Source organism: Microbacterium yannicii PS01, assembly GCF_000304335.1.
Taxonomy (GTDB): domain Bacteria; phylum Actinomycetota; class Actinomycetes; order Actinomycetales; family Microbacteriaceae; genus Microbacterium; species Microbacterium yannicii_A.
This window is the reverse complement of the sequence record NZ_CAJF01000006.1, coordinates 17,775-35,911: the sequence shown is the minus strand read 5'-3', so window position 1 is coordinate 35,911 and position 18,137 is coordinate 17,775. Positions and strand designations below refer to the sequence as shown.

At 69.6% G+C, this 18,137-nt stretch carries 17 protein-coding genes; 4 read left to right on the top strand and 13 right to left on the bottom strand.

The features are described 5' to 3' along the window. The first annotated feature begins 92 nt into the window (after positions 1-92). A complete protein-coding gene (locus tag WYM_RS04705; RefSeq protein WP_019179676.1) occupies positions 93-704 on the top strand; it encodes a TetR/AcrR family transcriptional regulator in 612 nt (203 codons plus the stop codon). 3 nt (positions 705-707) lie between these two features. Here the strand turns inward: WYM_RS04705 and WYM_RS04700 are convergent, their stop codons facing one another. From WYM_RS04700 to WYM_RS04690, 3 genes are read right to left on the bottom strand one after another with little or no spacing between them, the layout of a single operon-like run. Further along, entirely contained in the window at positions 708-1,676 is a 969-nt protein-coding gene (locus WYM_RS04700) for an NAD-dependent epimerase/dehydratase family protein (protein ID WP_019179675.1), read from the bottom strand. Beyond that, positions 1,673-4,351 carry an alpha/beta fold hydrolase gene (locus tag WYM_RS04695; RefSeq protein WP_019179674.1) on the bottom strand — a complete coding sequence of 893 codons (2,679 nt, stop codon included), beginning with the start codon at positions 4,349-4,351 and terminating at the stop codon, positions 1,673-1,675. The genes WYM_RS04700 and WYM_RS04695 overlap by 4 nt, the downstream gene beginning before the upstream one ends. Beyond that, positions 4,348-5,394: a 3-oxoacyl-ACP synthase III gene (locus WYM_RS04690; RefSeq protein WP_040569064.1), complete on the bottom strand. Its 1,047-nt coding sequence runs from the start codon at positions 5,392-5,394 to the stop codon at positions 4,348-4,350. Before WYM_RS04690 ends, WYM_RS04695 begins: the two co-directional genes overlap by 4 nt. Positions 5,395-5,545: 151 nt before the next feature. Here WYM_RS04690 and WYM_RS04685 point away from each other — a divergent pair, with 151 nt between their 5' ends. Then, positions 5,546-7,195: an ABC1 kinase family protein gene (locus tag WYM_RS04685; protein ID WP_019179672.1), complete on the top strand. Its 1,650-nt coding sequence runs from the start codon at positions 5,546-5,548 to the stop codon at positions 7,193-7,195. Positions 7,196-7,252: 57 nt separating this feature from the next. On the opposite strand, the gene WYM_RS04680 is transcribed toward WYM_RS04685, so the two are convergent. The 5 genes from WYM_RS04680 to WYM_RS04665 all read right to left on the bottom strand — a co-directional run bounded on the left by WYM_RS04680 (position 7,253) and on the right by WYM_RS04665 (position 11,698). Next, positions 7,253-7,651: a TIGR03618 family F420-dependent PPOX class oxidoreductase gene (locus WYM_RS04680; protein ID WP_019179671.1), complete on the bottom strand. Its 399-nt coding sequence runs from the start codon at positions 7,649-7,651 to the stop codon at positions 7,253-7,255. 48 nt (positions 7,652-7,699) lie between these two features. Then, positions 7,700-10,612 (bottom strand): helix-turn-helix transcriptional regulator, encoded by a 2,913-nt coding sequence (locus tag WYM_RS04675; RefSeq protein WP_026059548.1) that lies wholly within the window; start codon positions 10,610-10,612, stop codon positions 7,700-7,702. A gap of 62 nt (positions 10,613-10,674) precedes the next feature. Beyond that, a complete protein-coding gene (locus tag WYM_RS04670; protein ID WP_019179669.1) occupies positions 10,675-10,878 on the bottom strand; it encodes a hypothetical protein in 204 nt (67 codons plus the stop codon). 142 nt (positions 10,879-11,020) lie between these two features. After that, entirely contained in the window at positions 11,021-11,416 is a 396-nt protein-coding gene (locus tag WYM_RS21370; RefSeq protein ID WP_157524888.1) for a UBP-type zinc finger domain-containing protein, read from the bottom strand. 54 nt (positions 11,417-11,470) lie between these two features. Then, complete coding sequence (locus WYM_RS04665; protein WP_019179668.1) at positions 11,471-11,698, bottom strand: RNA-binding S4 domain-containing protein; 228 nt, start codon at positions 11,696-11,698, stop codon at positions 11,471-11,473. Between the two features lie 152 nt (positions 11,699-11,850). Between WYM_RS04665 and WYM_RS04660 the strand changes: the two genes are divergently transcribed. Beyond that, on the top strand, positions 11,851-12,489 hold the full coding sequence (locus tag WYM_RS04660; RefSeq protein WP_019179667.1) for a hypothetical protein: 639 nt from the start codon (positions 11,851-11,853) through the stop codon (positions 12,487-12,489). 68 nt (positions 12,490-12,557) lie between these two features. Here WYM_RS04660 and WYM_RS04655 read toward each other — a convergent pair whose 3' ends face one another. The 5 genes from WYM_RS04655 to WYM_RS04635 form a co-directional block, all read right to left on the bottom strand. Then, positions 12,558-13,463, bottom strand: a complete 906-nt coding sequence (locus tag WYM_RS04655) for a carbohydrate kinase family protein (protein WP_019179666.1) — start codon at positions 13,461-13,463, stop codon at positions 12,558-12,560. Continuing rightward, positions 13,460-13,789: a putative quinol monooxygenase gene (locus WYM_RS04650; protein ID WP_019179665.1), complete on the bottom strand. Its 330-nt coding sequence runs from the start codon at positions 13,787-13,789 to the stop codon at positions 13,460-13,462. The genes WYM_RS04655 and WYM_RS04650 overlap by 4 nt, the downstream gene beginning before the upstream one ends. Further along, positions 13,786-14,586, bottom strand: a complete 801-nt coding sequence (locus WYM_RS04645) for an ATP-binding cassette domain-containing protein (protein WP_019179664.1) — start codon at positions 14,584-14,586, stop codon at positions 13,786-13,788. Before WYM_RS04645 ends, WYM_RS04650 begins: the two co-directional genes overlap by 4 nt. Further along, the gene (locus tag WYM_RS04640; protein WP_019179663.1) at positions 14,583-15,620 is read right to left on the bottom strand and encodes an ABC transporter permease; all 1,038 of its coding nucleotides are present in this window, start codon (positions 15,618-15,620) and stop codon (positions 14,583-14,585) included. Before WYM_RS04640 ends, WYM_RS04645 begins: the two co-directional genes overlap by 4 nt. A 104-nt stretch (positions 15,621-15,724) precedes the next feature. Beyond that, positions 15,725-16,840 (bottom strand): substrate-binding domain-containing protein, encoded by a 1,116-nt coding sequence (locus tag WYM_RS04635; protein ID WP_051008065.1) that lies wholly within the window; start codon positions 16,838-16,840, stop codon positions 15,725-15,727. A gap of 114 nt (positions 16,841-16,954) precedes the next feature. Between WYM_RS04635 and WYM_RS04630 the strand changes: the two genes are divergently transcribed. Beyond that, on the top strand, positions 16,955-17,974 hold the full coding sequence (locus tag WYM_RS04630) for a LacI family DNA-binding transcriptional regulator (RefSeq protein ID WP_019179661.1): 1,020 nt from the start codon (positions 16,955-16,957) through the stop codon (positions 17,972-17,974). The last annotated feature ends 163 nt before the right edge of the window (positions 17,975-18,137 follow it).

Sequence of the window (18,137 nt, the reverse complement as noted above, 5' to 3'; positions counted from 1 at the left end):
CGTCGGTGACGTGAGTGGCGGCTCAGCCGCCTGCGGGCTAACCTAGCACAAAACCTCCAACTGGAGGTATTCAGATGGATAGGATTCGGACCATGCCGGAAGAGGGAGCGCCGATCGCCCGCGGGTCGTACGCGAAGGGCATCGCCCGGCGGCAGGAGATCCTCGACCGGGCGATCGAGGTGTTCGCGCGACGGGGTTCGGAGAAGACGAGCCTGCGCGCCATCGCCGAAGAGGTCGGCGTCACGCACGCGGCGCTGAAGCACTACTTCGGCTCGCTCGAGGAGCTGCTCGTCGCCGTCTACCGGGAGTCGGAGCGCCGCGGCGATCCGGACGACTCCGCAGGCCCCGACGCCACCCCCGTCGAGCTGCTCCGGCAGTGGACCGAGTCCAACCGCGAGGTGCCCGGGCTGGTGCAGCTCTACTCCACCCTTGTCGCGACGGCGCTCGAAGAGGGGCACGACGCCGCGCGGGACTTCGCCACCGAGCGCTTCGCCCGTGTCCGCTCCGATCTCGCCGACCGCGTGCGCCGCAATCAGGCGGCGGGCCGGCTGCGTGCGGACGTCGAACCCGACGCGGTCGCGGCGCTCGTCATCGCGGCATCCGACGGTCTCCAGACGCAATGGCTGCTCGACCCCGCAGTCCCGCAGGACGCGGCGCTGAGCCTGCTCGATGCGCTGCTCTCTCACCGCCAAGCGCCGCTGTGAGGCTCACCCGGCGTAGGAGGCGGCGAGGCGCTGGAGCCCCTCGTCGATCGAGACCGACGGCGACCAATCGAGCGCGCGCCGCGTCTCGCGCTGATCGAACCAGTGCGCCGTCGACAGCTGCTCGGCGAGGAAGCGCGTCATCGGCGGCTCGCCGTTTCCGGGCGCCACGCGCCACAGCTGTTCGATAGCGCCACCCGCGGTGCGGCCCAGCCACGCCGGAACGCTCCAGCGCGGACGCGGCGCGCCCGCCGCAAGGCAGATGCCGGCGAGAAGCTCGCCCACCGGACGCGGCTCGCCGTTGGTCAGCACGAAGGCCCGGCCGTGGGAGATGTGAGCGCGGTCGAGTGCCGCTGCGATCCCGCTCGCCGCGTTGTCGATGTAGGTCGAGTCGATGAGGGCCGTCCCACCGTTGAGCAGCGGAAGCCGTCCGCGACGAGCGCGGTCCACGATGCGCGCGACCAGCTGCGTATCGCCGGGTCCCCACACGAGGTGCGGACGAACGGCGACGACCGGGAGCGACGACGAATCGCGTGCCAGCGCGATCAGTTCGGCCTCGGCCTTCGTCCGCGCGTACGCGCCGCGGGCGCGGCGAGGATCCGCGGGCTCGGCGCCGACACCCGCGAGCGCGCGTCCCGCGTGCGCGACGGACGGGGAGGAGACGTGCACGAACCGGGCGACGCCGGCTCGTTCGGCCTCGTCCAGGAGCGAGCGCGTGCCGGCCACGTTCACCGCTCGGAACTCATCCTCGTGACCGGCCAGCGACACCTTGGCGGCAAGGTGCACGATGCCTTCCGCCCCCTGGATCGCGCGCGCGACGTCGGTCGGTGAAGTGATCGATCCGAGGATGTCGACGGCTCCCTCGACGCCCGAGGGACGCCGCTGCATCGTGCGAACCTGGTGCCCCGACGCGACGAGCCGTGCAGCGACCGCCCTGCCGAGGAACCCCGACGCACCGGTGACGAGAACGATCATGGGGCGAACGGCCTTTCGCCGGCGAGGATCCGCTCCGCCCAGACCGACAGCTTCGACCGGTCGATCTTGGAGTTGTGCCGGATGTCGGTGGGCAGTCGTGGGACCGTCAGCACCGCGGCCAGAGGGATGCCGGCCGCCGCACGCACGCCGCGCGTGATCTCCGGTGCGGCGAGGCCGGCGCGTGCGGTCGGAGGAATCGTCTCGACGACCGCGACGGCTTGGCGCAGACCGTGCGGTCCTACTCCCACGACGGCGGCCCGCCGGACGGCGTCGACGCGCTCCACACCCTGCTCCGGACCCACCGGTGCGACGGGATCGTCCTCGGTGACGATGACGTGCTGCGTCCGTCCCTCGACCCACAGGCGTCCGCGCCGGTCGAGGTGGCCGACATCCCCCGTGCGATGCCAGCGCACCGCGGGGTCGAGGTCGCCGGTGTCACGCATGGCCTCCTGGTCGGTGAGCCAGAGCCGGTCGTAGTGATCCTTGAGGTGCGGCGCCGAGATGACGATCTCTCCCACCACACCGGGCTCCTCACTCGGAGCGCCGGTTGCGCGCCCGTCACGGTCCAGCGCACTCACGCGCACGCGGTTGGACCCGATCGGCGAGCCGACGCACACACCGGTGTCGGGGCTGTCGGCCGCATCGTGGACGCCCGGCAGCGTGATGTCGGTCACCAGCAGGCACTCCGTCATGCCGTACGGCGTGTGCGGGGTCGCATTCGGCATGAGTGCCGCGACGGACTCCAGCAGCCGCGCGCTGATCGGCGCCCCGGTCGAGAGAAACGTCTCGACTCCGGCGAGCGCCGCGCGATCCTCGACGGTCAGTGCCCCCGCCGTGTCGACCACGTTGAGGATCGCGGCGGGAGAGAGGAAGACCACGCGAGCGGCGGATGCACGCACCGCCGCGGCGACGGCCCTCGCGGTGAGCGTGCGTGGCGCGGAGACATCCATGTCGGGCGTCACCGAACGGGTCCCGAGCGCCGGCCCGAGCAGCGCGAAGGGGGCGAACCCGGTCACGAGCCCCGTGTCGCTGGTCACCTGGAAGTGCGCGGCCAGCACGTCACGCAGCGCGGAGAGCTGCTCGTGCGTGTACGCCACGCCCTTGGCGGGCCCGGTGGAGCCCGACGTGAAGAGGACCGCGGCCGCGTCGCCCGCACCCGGTGCGTCCGGGAGTGGAGCGCCGGTGCCTTCACGCAGGATGTCGCTCAGCGAGAACGAAACCCCCAGCGCGGCGGCTGCCGCCTTCGGCAGTCGTGCCGCGGAGATGCGGATGCCGGGCCAGCCGAGAACGCGGGCGGCGGCGAGGCCGCGCGATCCGCCGATGATGACGTCGGGCCATGCTCCGCGGACCGCTCGAGTGAGGCCGCGGACGCCGAGGCCCGCGTCGGCGACGACGACGACGGCGCCGATCCGGAGGCAGGCATAGACGATGGCCGAGAGGGTGGGACCGGGCTCGACGAGGAGCGAGACCCGATCGCCCTTGCGCACGCCCACGCGATACAGCCCGGCGGCCAGTCGCTGGACGCGATCGTGGAATTGCCGCCAGCTCACTCGCCGGTCCGGACTGCCGGCGCGCGACATCTCCACGATCGCGATGTCATCGTCATCGCGACGCTCGTCGAGCCGGTGCCATAGCGGCGCGAAGGGCGGTGAGGCGGAGTCCTCCGACCCCGTGCGCTCGGGGACTGCGCGCGGCGATGTCGGGTGGACGCGTGCAGGCCGGCCGCCGTGGTCTCGGAGCCACGCCAGGAGCGCCGGGGCGTAGGGGCGGTCCTCGGCGAGGAGGTGACCCGCGCCCTCGAACCGATGCACGTCTGCCTGCGGGAGGCGGTCGATCAGATCGTCGAGGTGGCGATCGCCGAAGACCGGGTCCTCGGGGCCCCACAGCAGCAGCGCCGGCACGTCGAGGCGGCCCACCTCGGCCGCGATCCGGTCGAGTTCACGACGACTTCGATGACGCACGTCGGCGGGGATGTCGGCGACGAAGCCGCCGATCGCACGACGCCGTGCCGCCGCGAGATACGGCATGCGATACGCGGTTCTCGTCTCGGCGTCTAGAGCCGGAGAGGCGAGCGAGAGCGTCGTATCGAGAAATGCCGGAGTGGCGACAGTAGCGCCGGCCATGAGCCCTCGCGCACCGGCGATCCGCAACGGAAAGGGAATCGGCACTCCGTCCGGATGGTGAACGGCGGTGTTGAGCAGCATGACGCCCGCCAGCGACGCGGGATGATCGACCGCCCACCCCAGCGATACCACTCCGCCCCAGTCGTGACCGAGCGTCACGACGGGACCGTCGACGTTCAGCGCATCCGTGAAGGCGCCGAGGTCGGCGACGCGTTGCGCGAGCGGGCGATGCGTGCCCGTGCGCTCAGAGAAACCCATGTCGAGCTGATCGACCGCGACGACTCGCCACGCCGGGCCTTCCTCGTCGGCCAGCCGCAGCGACTGGGCGAGGAGATCGCGCCAGAGATACGACCACGTCGGATTGCCGTGCACGGCCAGGATCGTGCCCTCCGGCTCGACACCACGACGTGCGAGCTCGGCACCGGTGTCGAGGCAGTGCCACTCCCGCATGACGCCGGCGTCGATGCCCGTGCCCGGGACGGCGACGATACGGCTCCATCGAGGGTCCAGTCCCGGAAGCCCGCCGGGCGGAAGAGACGCGTTGTCCCTCACCAGGCCAGTTCCATCATCGCGGTGTTGAGTCCCGAGCCGACGCCCATGAGAAGCACGCGGTCGCCCCTGACGAGCGTCGCCTGCTCCTCGGCGAGAGTGATCGGAATCGACGCCGGCCCGACATTGCCGTACTTCGGGAAGGTCACGGGCACCCGTGACCGGTCGAGCTTGGCAGCCTTCACGATCGCGCGGGTATGGACGGCCGAGACCTGATGGGTGATGTACCGATCCATCGACGACCAGTCCCACTCCGCGGACGCCTCCTTCCAGGCGGAGACCACGAGGTCGAGTCCGCCGTTGAGAAGAGCCTTCGCATCCGTGAACATGCCGTCCACACTGCCCACGCACAGGTCGTGGAACTGTGTCGCTGCACGGGACACTCCGCCGAGGATCCGATGACCGTCGGTGTGCTCGTCGGCGCGCCCCAGAACCGCGACCGCAGCTCCCGAGCCGAGGGTGAGCGATGCGAACTCGCTCATGAATCCTTCCCGGCCGACGTCATCGCGCAGCAGCCGCCGGATCGTGTTGCCCTGGATCTCGTCGGCATCCTCTCCGTTCACGACGAGCGCGTAGCGGATCTGACCGGACTCGATCATGTTCGCCGCGAGACTCATCCCGCTCACGAATCCCAGGCACGCGTTCGCGACGTCGAAGTTGATGGCGGAGCTGGGAAGAGCCAGACCATGGTGCAGCCGCACCGCCACCGACGGTTCGAGGTGTCGGCGTGACACCGATGTGTTGATGAGAAGACCGACGTCGGCGGGGTCGACCTGCGCCTCGGCCAGCGCGCGGCGGCCGGCTGCCACCGTCGCGTCGTCCGACGACTCGTCCTCCGCCCAGTTCCGGCGTTCGAGCACACCCGCGACGCGCTGCAACAGCCCGCCGGGCAGCCGGAGTCTCCGGAGCGCGAGCGACAGGCGGTCCTCGATCTCCTCTGATGTCGTCACACGACTAGGCAGAGTTCTCGTCACCGACAACAGTGAGACGTTGTCGAAACGAGTGGTTGCGTTACCGGCCACGGGACCTCCGTTGCGCGGGCCCATCAGGCGCTGTCGTTCGGGAAGTTCACTCTACGCGGCACATCGCGCGCAGGGGCGACGCTTGCGTCCGGCGGCGGAGTGTCCTATGCGAATCTCTTGTCCGCACCGGGCTGGTCGGCGACAATGAGCCGGTGGCGGAAGGGCGCATGCGGCGGTGAGGGCGAATCTCGGCAGGTATCAGGAGATCGCCGACACGCTCGCGCGTCAGGGACTGGGATTTCTCGCAGGGGCCACCGGCGTGGGCCGCTGGGTTCCCGGCGGTCGCCGTGACGGCGGACGCCGGGCGAACGGCGAGACGCGCACCGTGGCGGCGCGGGTGCGACTCGCGCTGGAAGAGCTGGGCCCCACGTTCATCAAGCTCGGCCAACTGCTCTCGACCCGGCCGGACCTGCTGCCCCCGAGCTACATCGGAGAGCTGTCGAAGCTGCAGGATGGCGCTCCCCCGGTGCCCGCACAGGAGATCCGCAAGACGATCGAGCGCGAGCTCGGCGCCGAGCCGGAAGAGCTGTTCGCCTCGTTCGACTCTGCACCCCTCGCATCCGCATCCATCGGCCAGGTTCACGCAGCGACGCTGCAGGACGGCGCCTCCGTGGTCGTCAAGGTGCGCCGCCCCGACGCCGTGCGGCAAGTGCACGAAGATCTTGAGATCCTCAACAATCTCGCGGATCGCGCGGCCCGCGTGTGGGAACCGGCCCGCACCTACGACGTCCGGGGAATCGTGCAGGAGTTCTCCCGGACCCTCCGCCGGGAGCTGGACTACGTGCGGGAGGGAGAGAACGCGGATCGGTTCGCCGCGAACTTCGAGGGCCAGCCGGACGTCCACGTTCCGCAGGTCTACTGGGACCGCACCACCTCCCGCGTCCTGACTCTCGAGCGGGTGACGGGAATCAAGATCAATGATCTGGCCGCGCTCGATGCCGCGGGCGTGGACCGCTCCGCGCTGGCGCTCCGGGGCGCCGACATCATGCTGCGCATGATCTTCGAGCACCGCTTCTTCCATGCCGACCCGCACCCGGGCAACATGTTCGTCCAGCCGGACGGGAGCATCGCCCTGATCGACTTCGGCATGGTCGGTGAGATCAGCGAGGAGCTGCGCGATCAGTTCGCCGACTTCCTGATCGCGTTCGCCCTGCAGAACCCGGATGCCCTGGCGGACGCGCTCGTGCGCGTCTCGGTGACCAAGGGCGTGGTGAATCGCGACGAATTCCGCCAGGCGTTGGCGTCGTTCATCGGCCTCTACGCCGACCGGTCTCTCAGCGAGGTCGGTTTCGGGCGGATGGCGTCCGAACTGCTGCGCGTGCTTCGCGAGCAGCGGCTGCAGCTTCCGCGAGAGGTGTCGCTGCTGTTCAAGGTGCTCATGATGGTCGAGGGCACGGGGGTTCAGCTCGACCCGTCATTCGATCTGACGGCCGTGGTCACACCCTATGGCCGAAGACTGGTGCGCGAGAGGCTCTCTCCGACGGCGCTCGCCAAGCGAATGGCCCGGGCCTCCAGCGACGCCGGGGCCCTCCTGCTGGAGCTCCCCACCCGCGTGCGGAGGCTGCTCGACTCCGTGGACTACAACGGGCTGGAGGTCCACCTCCGGGCCGCCGAACTGGACCCCCTCGTCGCCCGGACGGAGCGGATCGGCAACCGGCTCGTCGCCGGCGTGATCACCGCCGCGCTCATCAACGCCCTCGGCCATCTCGTCGTGCGCGACGAGCGATGGCGTGGATGGCAGAGCGGGCTGCTCGGCGCCGGGATGACGGTCGCCACCACCTTGAGCGGCTATCTGCTGCTGACCGCGCGAAGGCGCCGGCGCTGAGACGGAGAACCTCGGGCGACGGGTAGCTCGCCCACGCACCCCGCGCGGCCGTCCTGCCTACTCCGCGGTGTAGTCCTGCGCCCAAGCCGCCTCGGGGCGGATGAAGAAGACCGCGAAGCCGTGGCGGATGTCATACGGCTTGCCGGTGTAGATCTGCGAGATGCGGTCGATGAACGGCATGGCGGCATCCCCCTCGATGCGCCGGACCGCGCGACCGCGCACGAAGGCGGAGTCGAGGGGTTCCTCGGGATGCGTGATCGAGACGGCCACCCGGGGGTCGGCGGCGAGGTTCTTGTCTTTCCGGGTGCCCACCTCGGTGAACACCACGAGCTCGTCGCCTTCGACGCCCACCCAGACGGGCACGCTGTGCGGAGATCCGTCCGGCAGAAGCGTTGCCATGTGCGCGACCGCGCCCCGATCGAAGTAGTGGCGAACGTCGTTCCAGCGCTTCGGCATTCAGGGCTCCTTCGGGACGGCTGCGCTTCCAGGCTAGGCCGAACCGGGCTACCCCGTCGCAGGCGCCCGCCCCACCGAGGCGTACAGCGCCGCCGCCTCTGCACGGTTGGCCGCACCGATCTTCGCCAGGATCGCCGAGACGTGCACCGACGCCGTCTTGGGGCTGATGAACAGGCGTCGTCCGATCTGCGGGTTCGTCAGGCCTTCGGCGACGAGTTCGAGCACCTGCCGCTCGCGCGGTGTCAGGGCGACGATCGCCTCGGCATGGGTTGGCGTTACCGTCGCCAGCCGCGCCTGAGCCGCCAATGATGTGGCCCACCGCGCCACGCGGGCGGCTCCCTGGCTCGGGGCTTCCGCCCGAACGTGCTCGAGAATCACCGCGGCCTCCTCGCGCTCACCGTTCTCGATGAGCGCCGCGGCGAGGCTGCAGCGGGCGATGTGCAAGTGCCAGACCGGGAACACGCGTTCGGCGATGTGGGGCATCAGCCCACGCCACAGCGCCGCCCTTTCGGCCGCACCAGCGCCGGCCGCCTCCTTCAGCATCGCGTGGGCGTACTGGGCGTACACCGGCGCGATGCCGCGGGCGGGCCAGGCATCCACCGATGCCGCGAGCCGTGCGCGGGCCGCAGGGTCGTCGGGAGCGGACGCGAGCAGCATCGACCCGCTGAGTGCCGCATACCGCCGCATCGTCGGACTCGACCGCTCGGTGTCGTCCACGAGGTCGAGGATCGCGGAGGTCGCAGCCGCTCGTTCGTCGGCGTCGAGTATCGGCTCGTCGAGTGCCCGCAACGAGATGAGCGCGTCGGCGCGGTCGATGATCCACGAAGAGTGCTTCTCGGGATGCTTCGCGATCGACTCGGCGATCGCCTGTCGCTCGTCCTCGAGCAGCGCAGCGCGTGCTTCCGGCTCATCGGACCAGGTGTAGTGGGTCGACAGCAGCCGGACCATCGAGACGCGATTGGCTCGCTCGACCAGACGGCGTGCCCGACGCGTGTAGCGCAGGCCCTCGTCAGGACGGCCCAGACTGAACAGCACGCGTGCGAGCGAGTAGGCGATCGATGCTCCCGAGCCGCGTTCGACACCTGCCCGGACGGCTTCCGCGTAGCGACGCTCACCGACGACCGCCGCCTCGTCGTAGCGGGCGAGGCGAGCGAGCATGTCGACGTGCGCCTCGCCCACGTATGCGCGCATCGCCGGACTCACATCCAGGGTCGTGGCGCGTTCGAGCGGGATCAGCGCAGCCGGCTCATCATCCTCGTCCGACGCGATGCGCCACGCCTCGCTGGTCAGCGCGACGGCCAGGGCAGCATCGTCGCCGGCTTCCTCGGCGAGGGCGATCGCTCGCCGTGCCTGCTCGGCGGCTTCGGCACCGTGCTCACCCATCGACAGGTTCGTCATGATGCGCGAGAGGAGCGTCCGGGCGGGCAGGTCGTCCCGGCCCTCGAGCAGCTCTGCCGCGGCGAGCAGGTCCTCGCGCCGATCGCGATGCTGGCTGTTGAAGGCCTGCACGTACCGCTGCCGCAGCAGCGCGGCTCGCGTGAGCGGGTCGTCCGTGCAGACGGCCAGCCCCTCATCGGCCGAGCGCAGCGCCCGCACCGCATCACCGATGTCGTGCCACGCGAGTGCGGCGGCCAGATGGATCTCCGGCAGCGTCATGTCGGCCCGAGCCGCGGCATCCGGCACCTGATCCCACAGCTCGGTCAATCGCTCGGCGAGCTTGGCGGACATCGCGGGTGAATAGTGCGATCGGGTGTGACGCAGGGCGGCGACTGTCGCATCGAAGGCGGCCGGCAGATCGCGCGCCGCCAGCCAGTGCTCGGCGATCGAGGACGCGTCGTCGGGCTGGTCGGAGCGATGCTCGGTGAGGAACTCGGCGTAGGCGCGGTGGACGCGAACGCGTTCGCTGGGAAGCATCTCGCTCTCGACCGCCTCCCGGGTGAGCGCGTGACGGAACGAGTACCCGGCGCCATCGGTCAGGATCACCCGCGAGTCGATCGCCTCGCGGATCGCGAGGTCGAGGGCGCGGTCGTCGAGCGTGGACACGCCGGCGAGCACTTCGTGGTCGGCGTGCACGCCGCCGGCCGCCATCGTCCGCACCACCTGCTGCCCGGATGCGGTCAGTCGCGTGTAGCGGGCGAGGACGAGTTCGCGCAGCGTGTCGGGGAGCCCGCTGTCATCGAGGTCGACGAGCTCTTCGACCAGGAACGGGATGCCGCCGCTGCGGTCGGCGAGACCGGCGATGTCCCGCGGATCGGCGGCAGCAGACAGCTGGACGACCTGCTCCGCGACCTGTTCCGCGGTGAGCGGTTCGATCTCGACCCGCAGGATCGCACGGGTGCGGTCGAGCTCGGCCAGCACGGGTCGCAGCGGGTGGAATCGGTCGATGTCGTCGGAGCGGTACGTCGCGACGATGGTGAGGTGACGTCCGCGCAGCGTGCTGGCGAGGGTCTTCAGAAGAGCGAGGGTGGCGGCATCCGCCCACTGCAGGTCTTCGATGACGACGACGATGTGGACCTCACGTGACAAGCGCTCGAGAAGCACCTCGATCGCCTCTGCGAAACCCCCGGCGGGATCCTCTCGGGGGCTCGCATCGACCGCGATGCCGGGCACGAGCGCGGCGAGACTGGCGATGGCCGCGGTCGACCCCGCTGCCGCGCGCAGGGTCTCGGTGCCGAGCTCGGTGTGCAGGTCCCTCAGTACCCGGCGGATCGGCCCGAACGGCGAGCCGATCGGGCCGAGGTCCACGCACTGCCCGACCGCGACGACCAGCGGCAGGTCACCGCTGCGGCTCTGCGCCGCCGCAAGGAATTCCTGCACCAGCCGCGTCTTGCCGATACCGGCCTCGCCGCGGACGACGACCGTGCGCGGGCGCCCATCCCGACCCTCGTCGAAGGCCGCGACAAGCGACTCGAGCTCGTCCCGGCGTCCGATCATCCGGGGACTGCGCGCCGGTGCAGACATGGTCCCATCTTGCACCCCGGCCCCGACACCCGCTCTGCTCCGGTCGTGCACGTCGGCTGAGTTCACCTCGCCGGTCCGGCGAGGCCGAAAGCGGCGGCGCTCGGCGCGTCGGCCGCCGTCGTCACCTCGGACGGAGCACGACCGTCTGCCGCCGCGGTCGTCCGCGAGCGGCGCTCCCGCTGCGCGGCGAGGATGCGCAGTTCACGCTGCTGCTCGGCGGCGCGGTGGGCGTTCAGTGTGGCGATGGCCAAGGTGGCGGCATCCATGTCGTGCTCCCGTTCCGATCGATTCGGACAGGTACGACTCTCCTCGCTGAGGGGTGGGCGACTCATCGGGCGAATGCCCTATCTTCGCGGCGCCGTCGCCTAGGACGGGGCGGACATCGAGACCGGCCGCCGGTGAGGATCCTCACCGCTGAGCGTTCTCTGCCTCTTCTGCGATGTCGCGGCCGCGAAGAACCGCCCGCCAGTCGGCCGGCACTCTTTCCCTCGGCCCGGGTGATGTCTGACCCTCCGGGTGGCTTCTCGGTGGTGACAGCTCTGGCCCTTCCACCAGCTCCTGCGTCCGGTAGTCCCAGAACCAGTCCTCCCTCGGCTCGAAGCTCTGGACCAGAGGGTGTCCGGTGGCGGCGTAGTGACCCGAGGCATGGCGGCCGAGCGAGGAGTCGCAGCACCCGATGTGCCCGCACGCGGCACATCGACGGAGATGGACCCACCATCCCCCGAGGTCTTCGCACTCCGCGCAGCCCGTACCCGAGGGCGGAGCCGTTGATACCGGTCTCATGTCATCGGGCTCGTCATGCATGCGTCAGATCGTAGTGACGGCAGCGGCGCGGTGAAACAGGGAGCCCGCCGTCCCTCATGAGCAGACGCGGACCGTGCGTCCCTCGAAGCTGACGACGTCGCCGACCTGCAGCTGGCGTCCGCGGCGACGATCCACCTCGCCGTTCACCGTCACATAGCCATCGATGATGGCTTCTTTGACGTTCCCGCCAGAGTCGAGAAGACCGGCGAACTTCACGAACTGCCCGAGGCGGATGCCCTCGCCGCCGATCGGGACGTCCTCGATCGGAGCCGGGTTGGTCATCCCCGAATGCTAGCCGACCCCTTTCTGGCAGACGATGGCTCAACCCATGCTTCGAGTGAGGAACACCGGCCGAAGCGGATGCGGGGCCGGCACTGTTCGCCGCAGAGCCGTGTCACGGTGTCACCGTCGTGCACGTGAGGAAGGATGCTGTCATGCGTCGACCACGTCCATTCCGCGCCATCGCTTCGGTTGTCGTGACGGCCGCCGTCGTCCTGACCGTGTCTCTCGGCGGTTGCGCATCGGTGGAACCGGGCATGGGCGCCGCTGACCCGCACTCGATCGCAGAGCGCGCGAGCGCAGTCGGCATCGCGCCTGAACTCGTCTATACCACCACGGTCGACGGTTACAGTCTGGCGCCGCAGTCGGTCGGCCCTGGCGCCGATGACGGGATGTCGGCCACGTGGTACAACGAGAGCACGGGCGCCATGGTGACGATCCGGACGGACCGGGGTGAGCTCACGGCGGCGTCCTGCGTCGAGACACCGCTGTGGGATGCACCCGCCGATCCGGTGACGTGCACTGATGAGGATGGCGTCTGGCATCGATCAGGGGGCGGCGTCGACGAGTACATCGCGGTCCGCGACGATGTGCTGATCCAAGTGACCGGCATGAACAACGCCCCGCCCGCGGAACTCCTTGCAGCAGCGAAGGCCGTGCGCGTGCCGTCGGATGCCGAACTGGAGCTCCTCTTCTCCGACGTTCCCGACGTCCCCGCCGCTCCAGTAGAGCGTGGCGACTTGCCCGATACCGGCGACGGTGCGCCGGTCGATCCGGTCGGACCGGGTGGATGACTTGAGCGGCGACGGCTGGAGGCGGCTGTCTCGCACGCATCGCCGCGGATCGGATGCGGGCGGAGAACTCAGGCGGGCTCCAGTTCACGCTTCCAGGGCAGATCGGCTCCCGCTCGCGAGACCGTGATGGCGGCGGCGCGGGCAGCCGCCTGCCCGAACTCCTCCAGGTCGTGGCGTCGCAGGTCGGCGCTTCCTCGCTCGAGCAGCGAGTGGATCAGCGACGCCATGAAGGTGTCGCCGGCGCCGATCGTGTCGACCGCATCGACCGCGGTCGCAGGCACCCTGACGCGCCCGGCGCCGCTCGCCATGATCGCGCCGGCTGCGCCGAGCGTCATGACGACGAGGCGAGGGCCGAGCTGCAGGACCGCATCGACGGCAGCCTCGACGGAGAGACCTGGGTACAGCCACGATGCATCCTGGTCGCTCAGCTTCACGACCGTGGCCAGGCGCGCGATCGCCTCGAAGGTGGCGACGGTCTCCGTGTGCTCTCCGACGAGGTCCGGCCGGATGTTCGGGTCGAACGTGATCTCCGCGGCATCCGCTTGCTGGAGTGCGCGCAGCACCGACGACGCTCCCGGCTCCATGAACGCGGCGATCGAACCGGTGTGGACGATCCGCGCGGCCGTCGAGGGTTGCTCGAAACGGTCCCAATGGACGTCGAAGGTGTACTCCGCGTGGCCGTCCGCGTCGATCTCGGCTGCGGCCACCGACGTAGCGGCCCCGACCAACGACTCGGGCAGCACCACGACACCGGAGGCCCGCAGGTGCTCGGCGATGGCGCGGCCGCGCGCGTCGTCCGCCACCTGCGTCAGCAGCGAGACGGACACCCCGCGGCGTCCGAGCCCGAGCGCGACATTGGCGGGGCTTCCTCCTACGTGCTCGATGGCCACGGTCCCGTCGTCGACGACGTCGATGAGCGCCTCGCCGATCACGAGCACATCGCGCACGGCCGGGCGCGCTTCGTCCGCGCTCATCGCGGGACCGGGGTCAGGAAGCGCAGATCGCTCCCTGCGCCCTCGATGTGCTCCACGAGCACCTCGTTGAACGCACGCCCCGGCTCGGCACCGAGGTGGGCCTCGAACGCCGCCCGATCCCGGTAGATCTCGAACACGAAGAACCGGGTCGGCTCCTCCTGCCGTCGATAGATGTCGAACCGCAGGTTGCCGGGCTCAGCGCTCACGCTCTTCGCGTAGTCCCTGATGAGCCCTTCGACCACAGCGACCGAATCGGCGCGCGCCGTGAACTCGGCGTAGAGGACGACGGGCTCCTCGGCCACGGCGCCTTCGTGAAGGCCGGTCATGCCTGCGCCGCGCCGGTCATGATGGCGACCGCGTCCGTCATCGAGTGCGACTGCGGCGTGATGGTCGCCGCTCGCTTGCCGAGGCGCTGGATGTGGATGCGGTCGGCGACCTGGAAGACGTGCGGCATATTGTGCGAGATGAGGATGACGGGAACGCCCTGCTCGCGGAGCCGCCCGATCAGTTCGAGCACCTGGTTCGACTCGCGCACCCCCAAAGCGGCCGTGGGCTCGTCGAGGACGACGACCTTCGAGCCGAAGGCCGCTGCGCGTGCGACGGCGACCGCCTGGCGCTGGCCGCCGGACAGATTCTCGACCGCGACGCTGACGTCCTGAAGGGTCGAGATGCCCAGCCTCTGCACCTCGTCGCGTGCCTCCTTGCGCATGCCCGATCTGTCGAGAGCCCGGAAGAGGGAGCCGGCGATGCCGGGCTTGCGCCGTTCCCGTCCGAGGAAGAGGTTGGCGGCGACATCCAGCGCGGGCGAGACGGCGAGATTCTGGTAGACCGTCTCGATCCCGGCCGCGCGCGCGTCCTGCGGGCGCTTGAAGTGCACCTCCTGGCCGTCGAGCAGCAGCGTGCCCTCGTCCGGGATGTAGGCGCCCGTCAGGCACTTCACGAGAGTGGACTTTCCTGCGCCGTTGTCGCCGATGATCGCGAGAACTTCCCCGGCATGCAGCTGGAGGCTGACGCCGTCGAGGCCGACGACGCGGCCGAACGTCTTGACCAGGCGCCGTGCTTCGAGCACGGGCGTCTGCGGTGGGGTCGGCGCCGGGGTGACGGCGTCTTGGATGAGGCTCACTTGCGTACCTTTCTGATCCACTGATCCACCGCGACGGCGACGATGACCAGGATGCCGATGGCCAGCGTCTGGTAGAGACCGTCGACGCCTGCGAGGAAGAGGCCGTTGCGGAAGACGCCGACGATGATGGCGCCCAGCAGGGTGCCCCAGATCAACCCGCGCCCGCCGAAGAGGGACGTGCCGCCGATGACGACGGCGGTGATGGAGTCGAGGTTGAGGTCGGCACCGGCGTTGGGGCTTGCTGCTCCCGATCGGCCGATCTGGATCCACGCGGCGACCGCGAGTACGGCTCCAGCGGCGATGTAGACGCTCATGAGCACGCGCCCGGTCGAGATGCCGGCGAGACGCGCGGACTCGGCGTCGTCGCCCACCGCGTAGACGTGGCGACCCCAGGCGGTCCGGCCGAGTGTGTACGCGACGATGGCGTAGAGGACGAGCATGATGATCACGCCGACGGTGAGCCTCACGTCTCCGAGGGGGATCGCGGTCCCTGTCCAGGTGAGGAGCTCCGGCATCTCGGCTCGCCGGATCGTCTGCCCGCCGCTATAGAGAAGTGTGAGCGCGACGAAGACGTTGAACGTGCCCAGCGTCGCGATGAACGGGGGCAGCTTGACCCTCGTGACGAGGAAGCCGTTCAGTGCGCCCGCGGCAAGAGCTGCGAGCAGGCCGGCGAAGAGCGCCAGCGGTGCCGGAAGCCCGTTGTGGTAGGCCGTCTGGGCCATGACCATCGAGGCGAGGATCATCGCGGCGCCGACGGAGAGGTCGATGCCCGCGGTGAGGATGATGAGGGTCTGCGCGATGGCGACCGTGCCGACGACGGACACCTGGTCGAGGACGAGCGACAGGTTCGCCGGGGCGAAGAATCGGGGATTGATGCTCCCGAACACGATGATCGCGAGAACCAGCACGATGGCCGGGCTGATCGCGGGATAGCGGTGGAGCACACCGCGGATGCGGTCCAGCGGTGTACGCCGGTCAAGGAACTCGGCCGCGAGGTCGAGCGTCGAGGTGGGCGGTACTTGTTGTTGGGTCACAGGTTCACTTCCGTCGGTACGACGCGTCATCGCGCGTGAGGTGGGGGGTAAGGATGCCGCGCCAGGGCGGGCCGGGACGCGGCATCCTCACTCGAGAGGGATGTTTACTCGCCGCCCCAGCAGATCTCTGCGGCCTCGGCCGTGTCGATGGACTCGACGCCGTCGACCGGGCTGTCGGTGACCAGTGCCACGCCGGTGTTGAAGAAGTCCAGTCCGTCAGACGTCTCGGGTGCGGTGCCGGTCTCGACCAGCTGGACGATCGCCTCGACTCCGAGCTCGGCCATCTTCACCGGGTACTGCTGGCTCGTCGCATCGATGATGCCGTCAGCGACCTGACCGACGCCGGCGCACCCGCCGTCGATCGAGACGACGATGACGTCCTCGGGGCTCTTGCCCGCGGCCTCGAGCGCCTGGTGCGCGCCATACGCGGCCGGCTCGTTGATCGTGTAGACGACGTTGATGTCGGGGTTCTTCGCGAGGAGGTTCTCCATCGCCGTCCGGCCGCCGTCCTCAGCGCCCTGCGACGCTTCGTTGCCGACGATCGTGTAGCTGCCGCCTTGGCCGCCCGAGTAGGTGCCGGTCGACTCCTCGTCGCCGTTCACCGTCTCGTCGGCGAGGTCGATGCCCATGCCGTCGAGGAAGCCCTGGTCGCGGTTGTAGTCGACGCTCACGGCCTTGTCGTCGAAGAGATCGATGAGGCCGATGACGGCATCCTCTCCCGCAAGAGTCTCTGCGGTCCACTGGCCGATGTACTGGCCGGCGAGGAAGTTGTCGGTGGCGAACGTGATGTCCACCGCGTCGGCGGGGTCGGGCACGGTGTCCAGCGCGATGACGAACAGGCCGGCGTCGCGTGCCTTCTGCACGGCGTCGAGCACGGCGGGACCGTTCGGGGTGATCAGGATGCCCGCGTCGCCTTTCGAGATCGCCGCCTCGATGGCCTGGATCTGGGTGTCCTCGTCGCCATCCTCCTTGCCGGCGGCGAGCGTCAGGTTGACGCCGCTCTCTTCGGCCGCGGCCTGAGCGCCTTCCTGCATGGCCACGAAGAACGGGTTGGAGTTGGTCTTCACGATCAGCGACACACCGATGCCGTCGGCATCGGCATCCGCGGAGCTTCCACCGGCTGCGCCGCTGCCCGCGCATCCCGTGAGCCCCAGAATGGCCACAGCGGAAACCGCGGCGAACGTGAACGCGGAGCGCTTCGCCTTCATATGATTCGTCATTGAATTCCTCTCGGCAGGTCGTCGTCGACATGACAACGATGTCAACTAAGGATTTAGTCGACTCGTTCGCTAGTGTCAAGTGCGACCAAGGAGCGAAATCAAACCGTGACATCGATGTCGAACTCACCCCGTGTGACCATGAAGCAGGTTGCCGCCCTCGCCGGGGTGGGAATCAAGACCGTGTCCCGCGTGCTCAATAACGAGCCGAACGTGGCACCCGATACCGCCGAGCGCGTGAACGCCGCGGTGCGCGCACTCGACTATCACCTCGACCTCCAGGCCGGCAGCCTGCGCCGGATGGACGGCCGCACGCGGACCCTGGGACTGCTCGTCGGCAGCGTGGACAACCCGTTCTCGGGCGCCATCCATCGCGCCGTCGAAGACGCCGCCGTCGAGCGCGGCATCGCCGTGTTCGCCTCGAGCCTGGACGATGACCCGCGCAGGGAGGAGACCGCCGTCCGGGCATTCCTCCAGCGCCGCGTGGACGGACTGGTCCTCACCACGGCGCGACCACGACCGGACTACGTCACGACGCTCGGCGACCGAGGCATCCCCGCGGTCTTCGTCGACCGGCGGCCCATCGACGTCGAGCTCGACAGTGTGACCAGCGACAACCGTGAGGGCGCGGCAGAGGCGACGGCGCATCTGATCGCACACGGCCATCGGCGCATTGCGCTGCTGGCGGACCGCAGCGATCTGCAAACCGCCCATGAGCGCCGCGAGGGGTTCCTCGAGGCCATCGGCCAGGCCGGGATCCCGACATCCGAGACCATCACGGTGATGGATCTCCACGACGCGGCTTCCTCCGAGGAGGCGACGGCGCGCCTGCTGACCGGCCCCGACCGGCCGACGGCTGTCTTCAGTGCACAGAACCTCGTAACCGTCGGTGCGGTGCACGCCCTGCGCGCCGCCGGCCTGCAGCGCGCGATCGCCCTGATCGGGTTCGACGACATCCCGCTCGCCGACCTTCTCGAGCCGGGCGTGACCGTCGTCGCGCAGCACCCCTACGAGATCGGCAGGGTCGCCGTCGAGCACGTCTTCGCGCGCCTCGAGGGCGACAACGGGCCGGCTCGCCACACGGTCATCCCCACTACGCTCATCCCTCGCGGTAGCGGAGAGATCCGCCCCTCGTAGCCTCCGCGAGGCGCATGCCATCGTTGTCGGCATCCGTTCTCGGCTCTTGCGTTGTCCGCTGGACAGTGTCTAGCATCGCTCCCGTTCGCATGACATCGATGTCAGTCGGTTGCCACACGCAACCACGCACAAGGGAGAGCGAGTGAAGGACTCCACGATGACG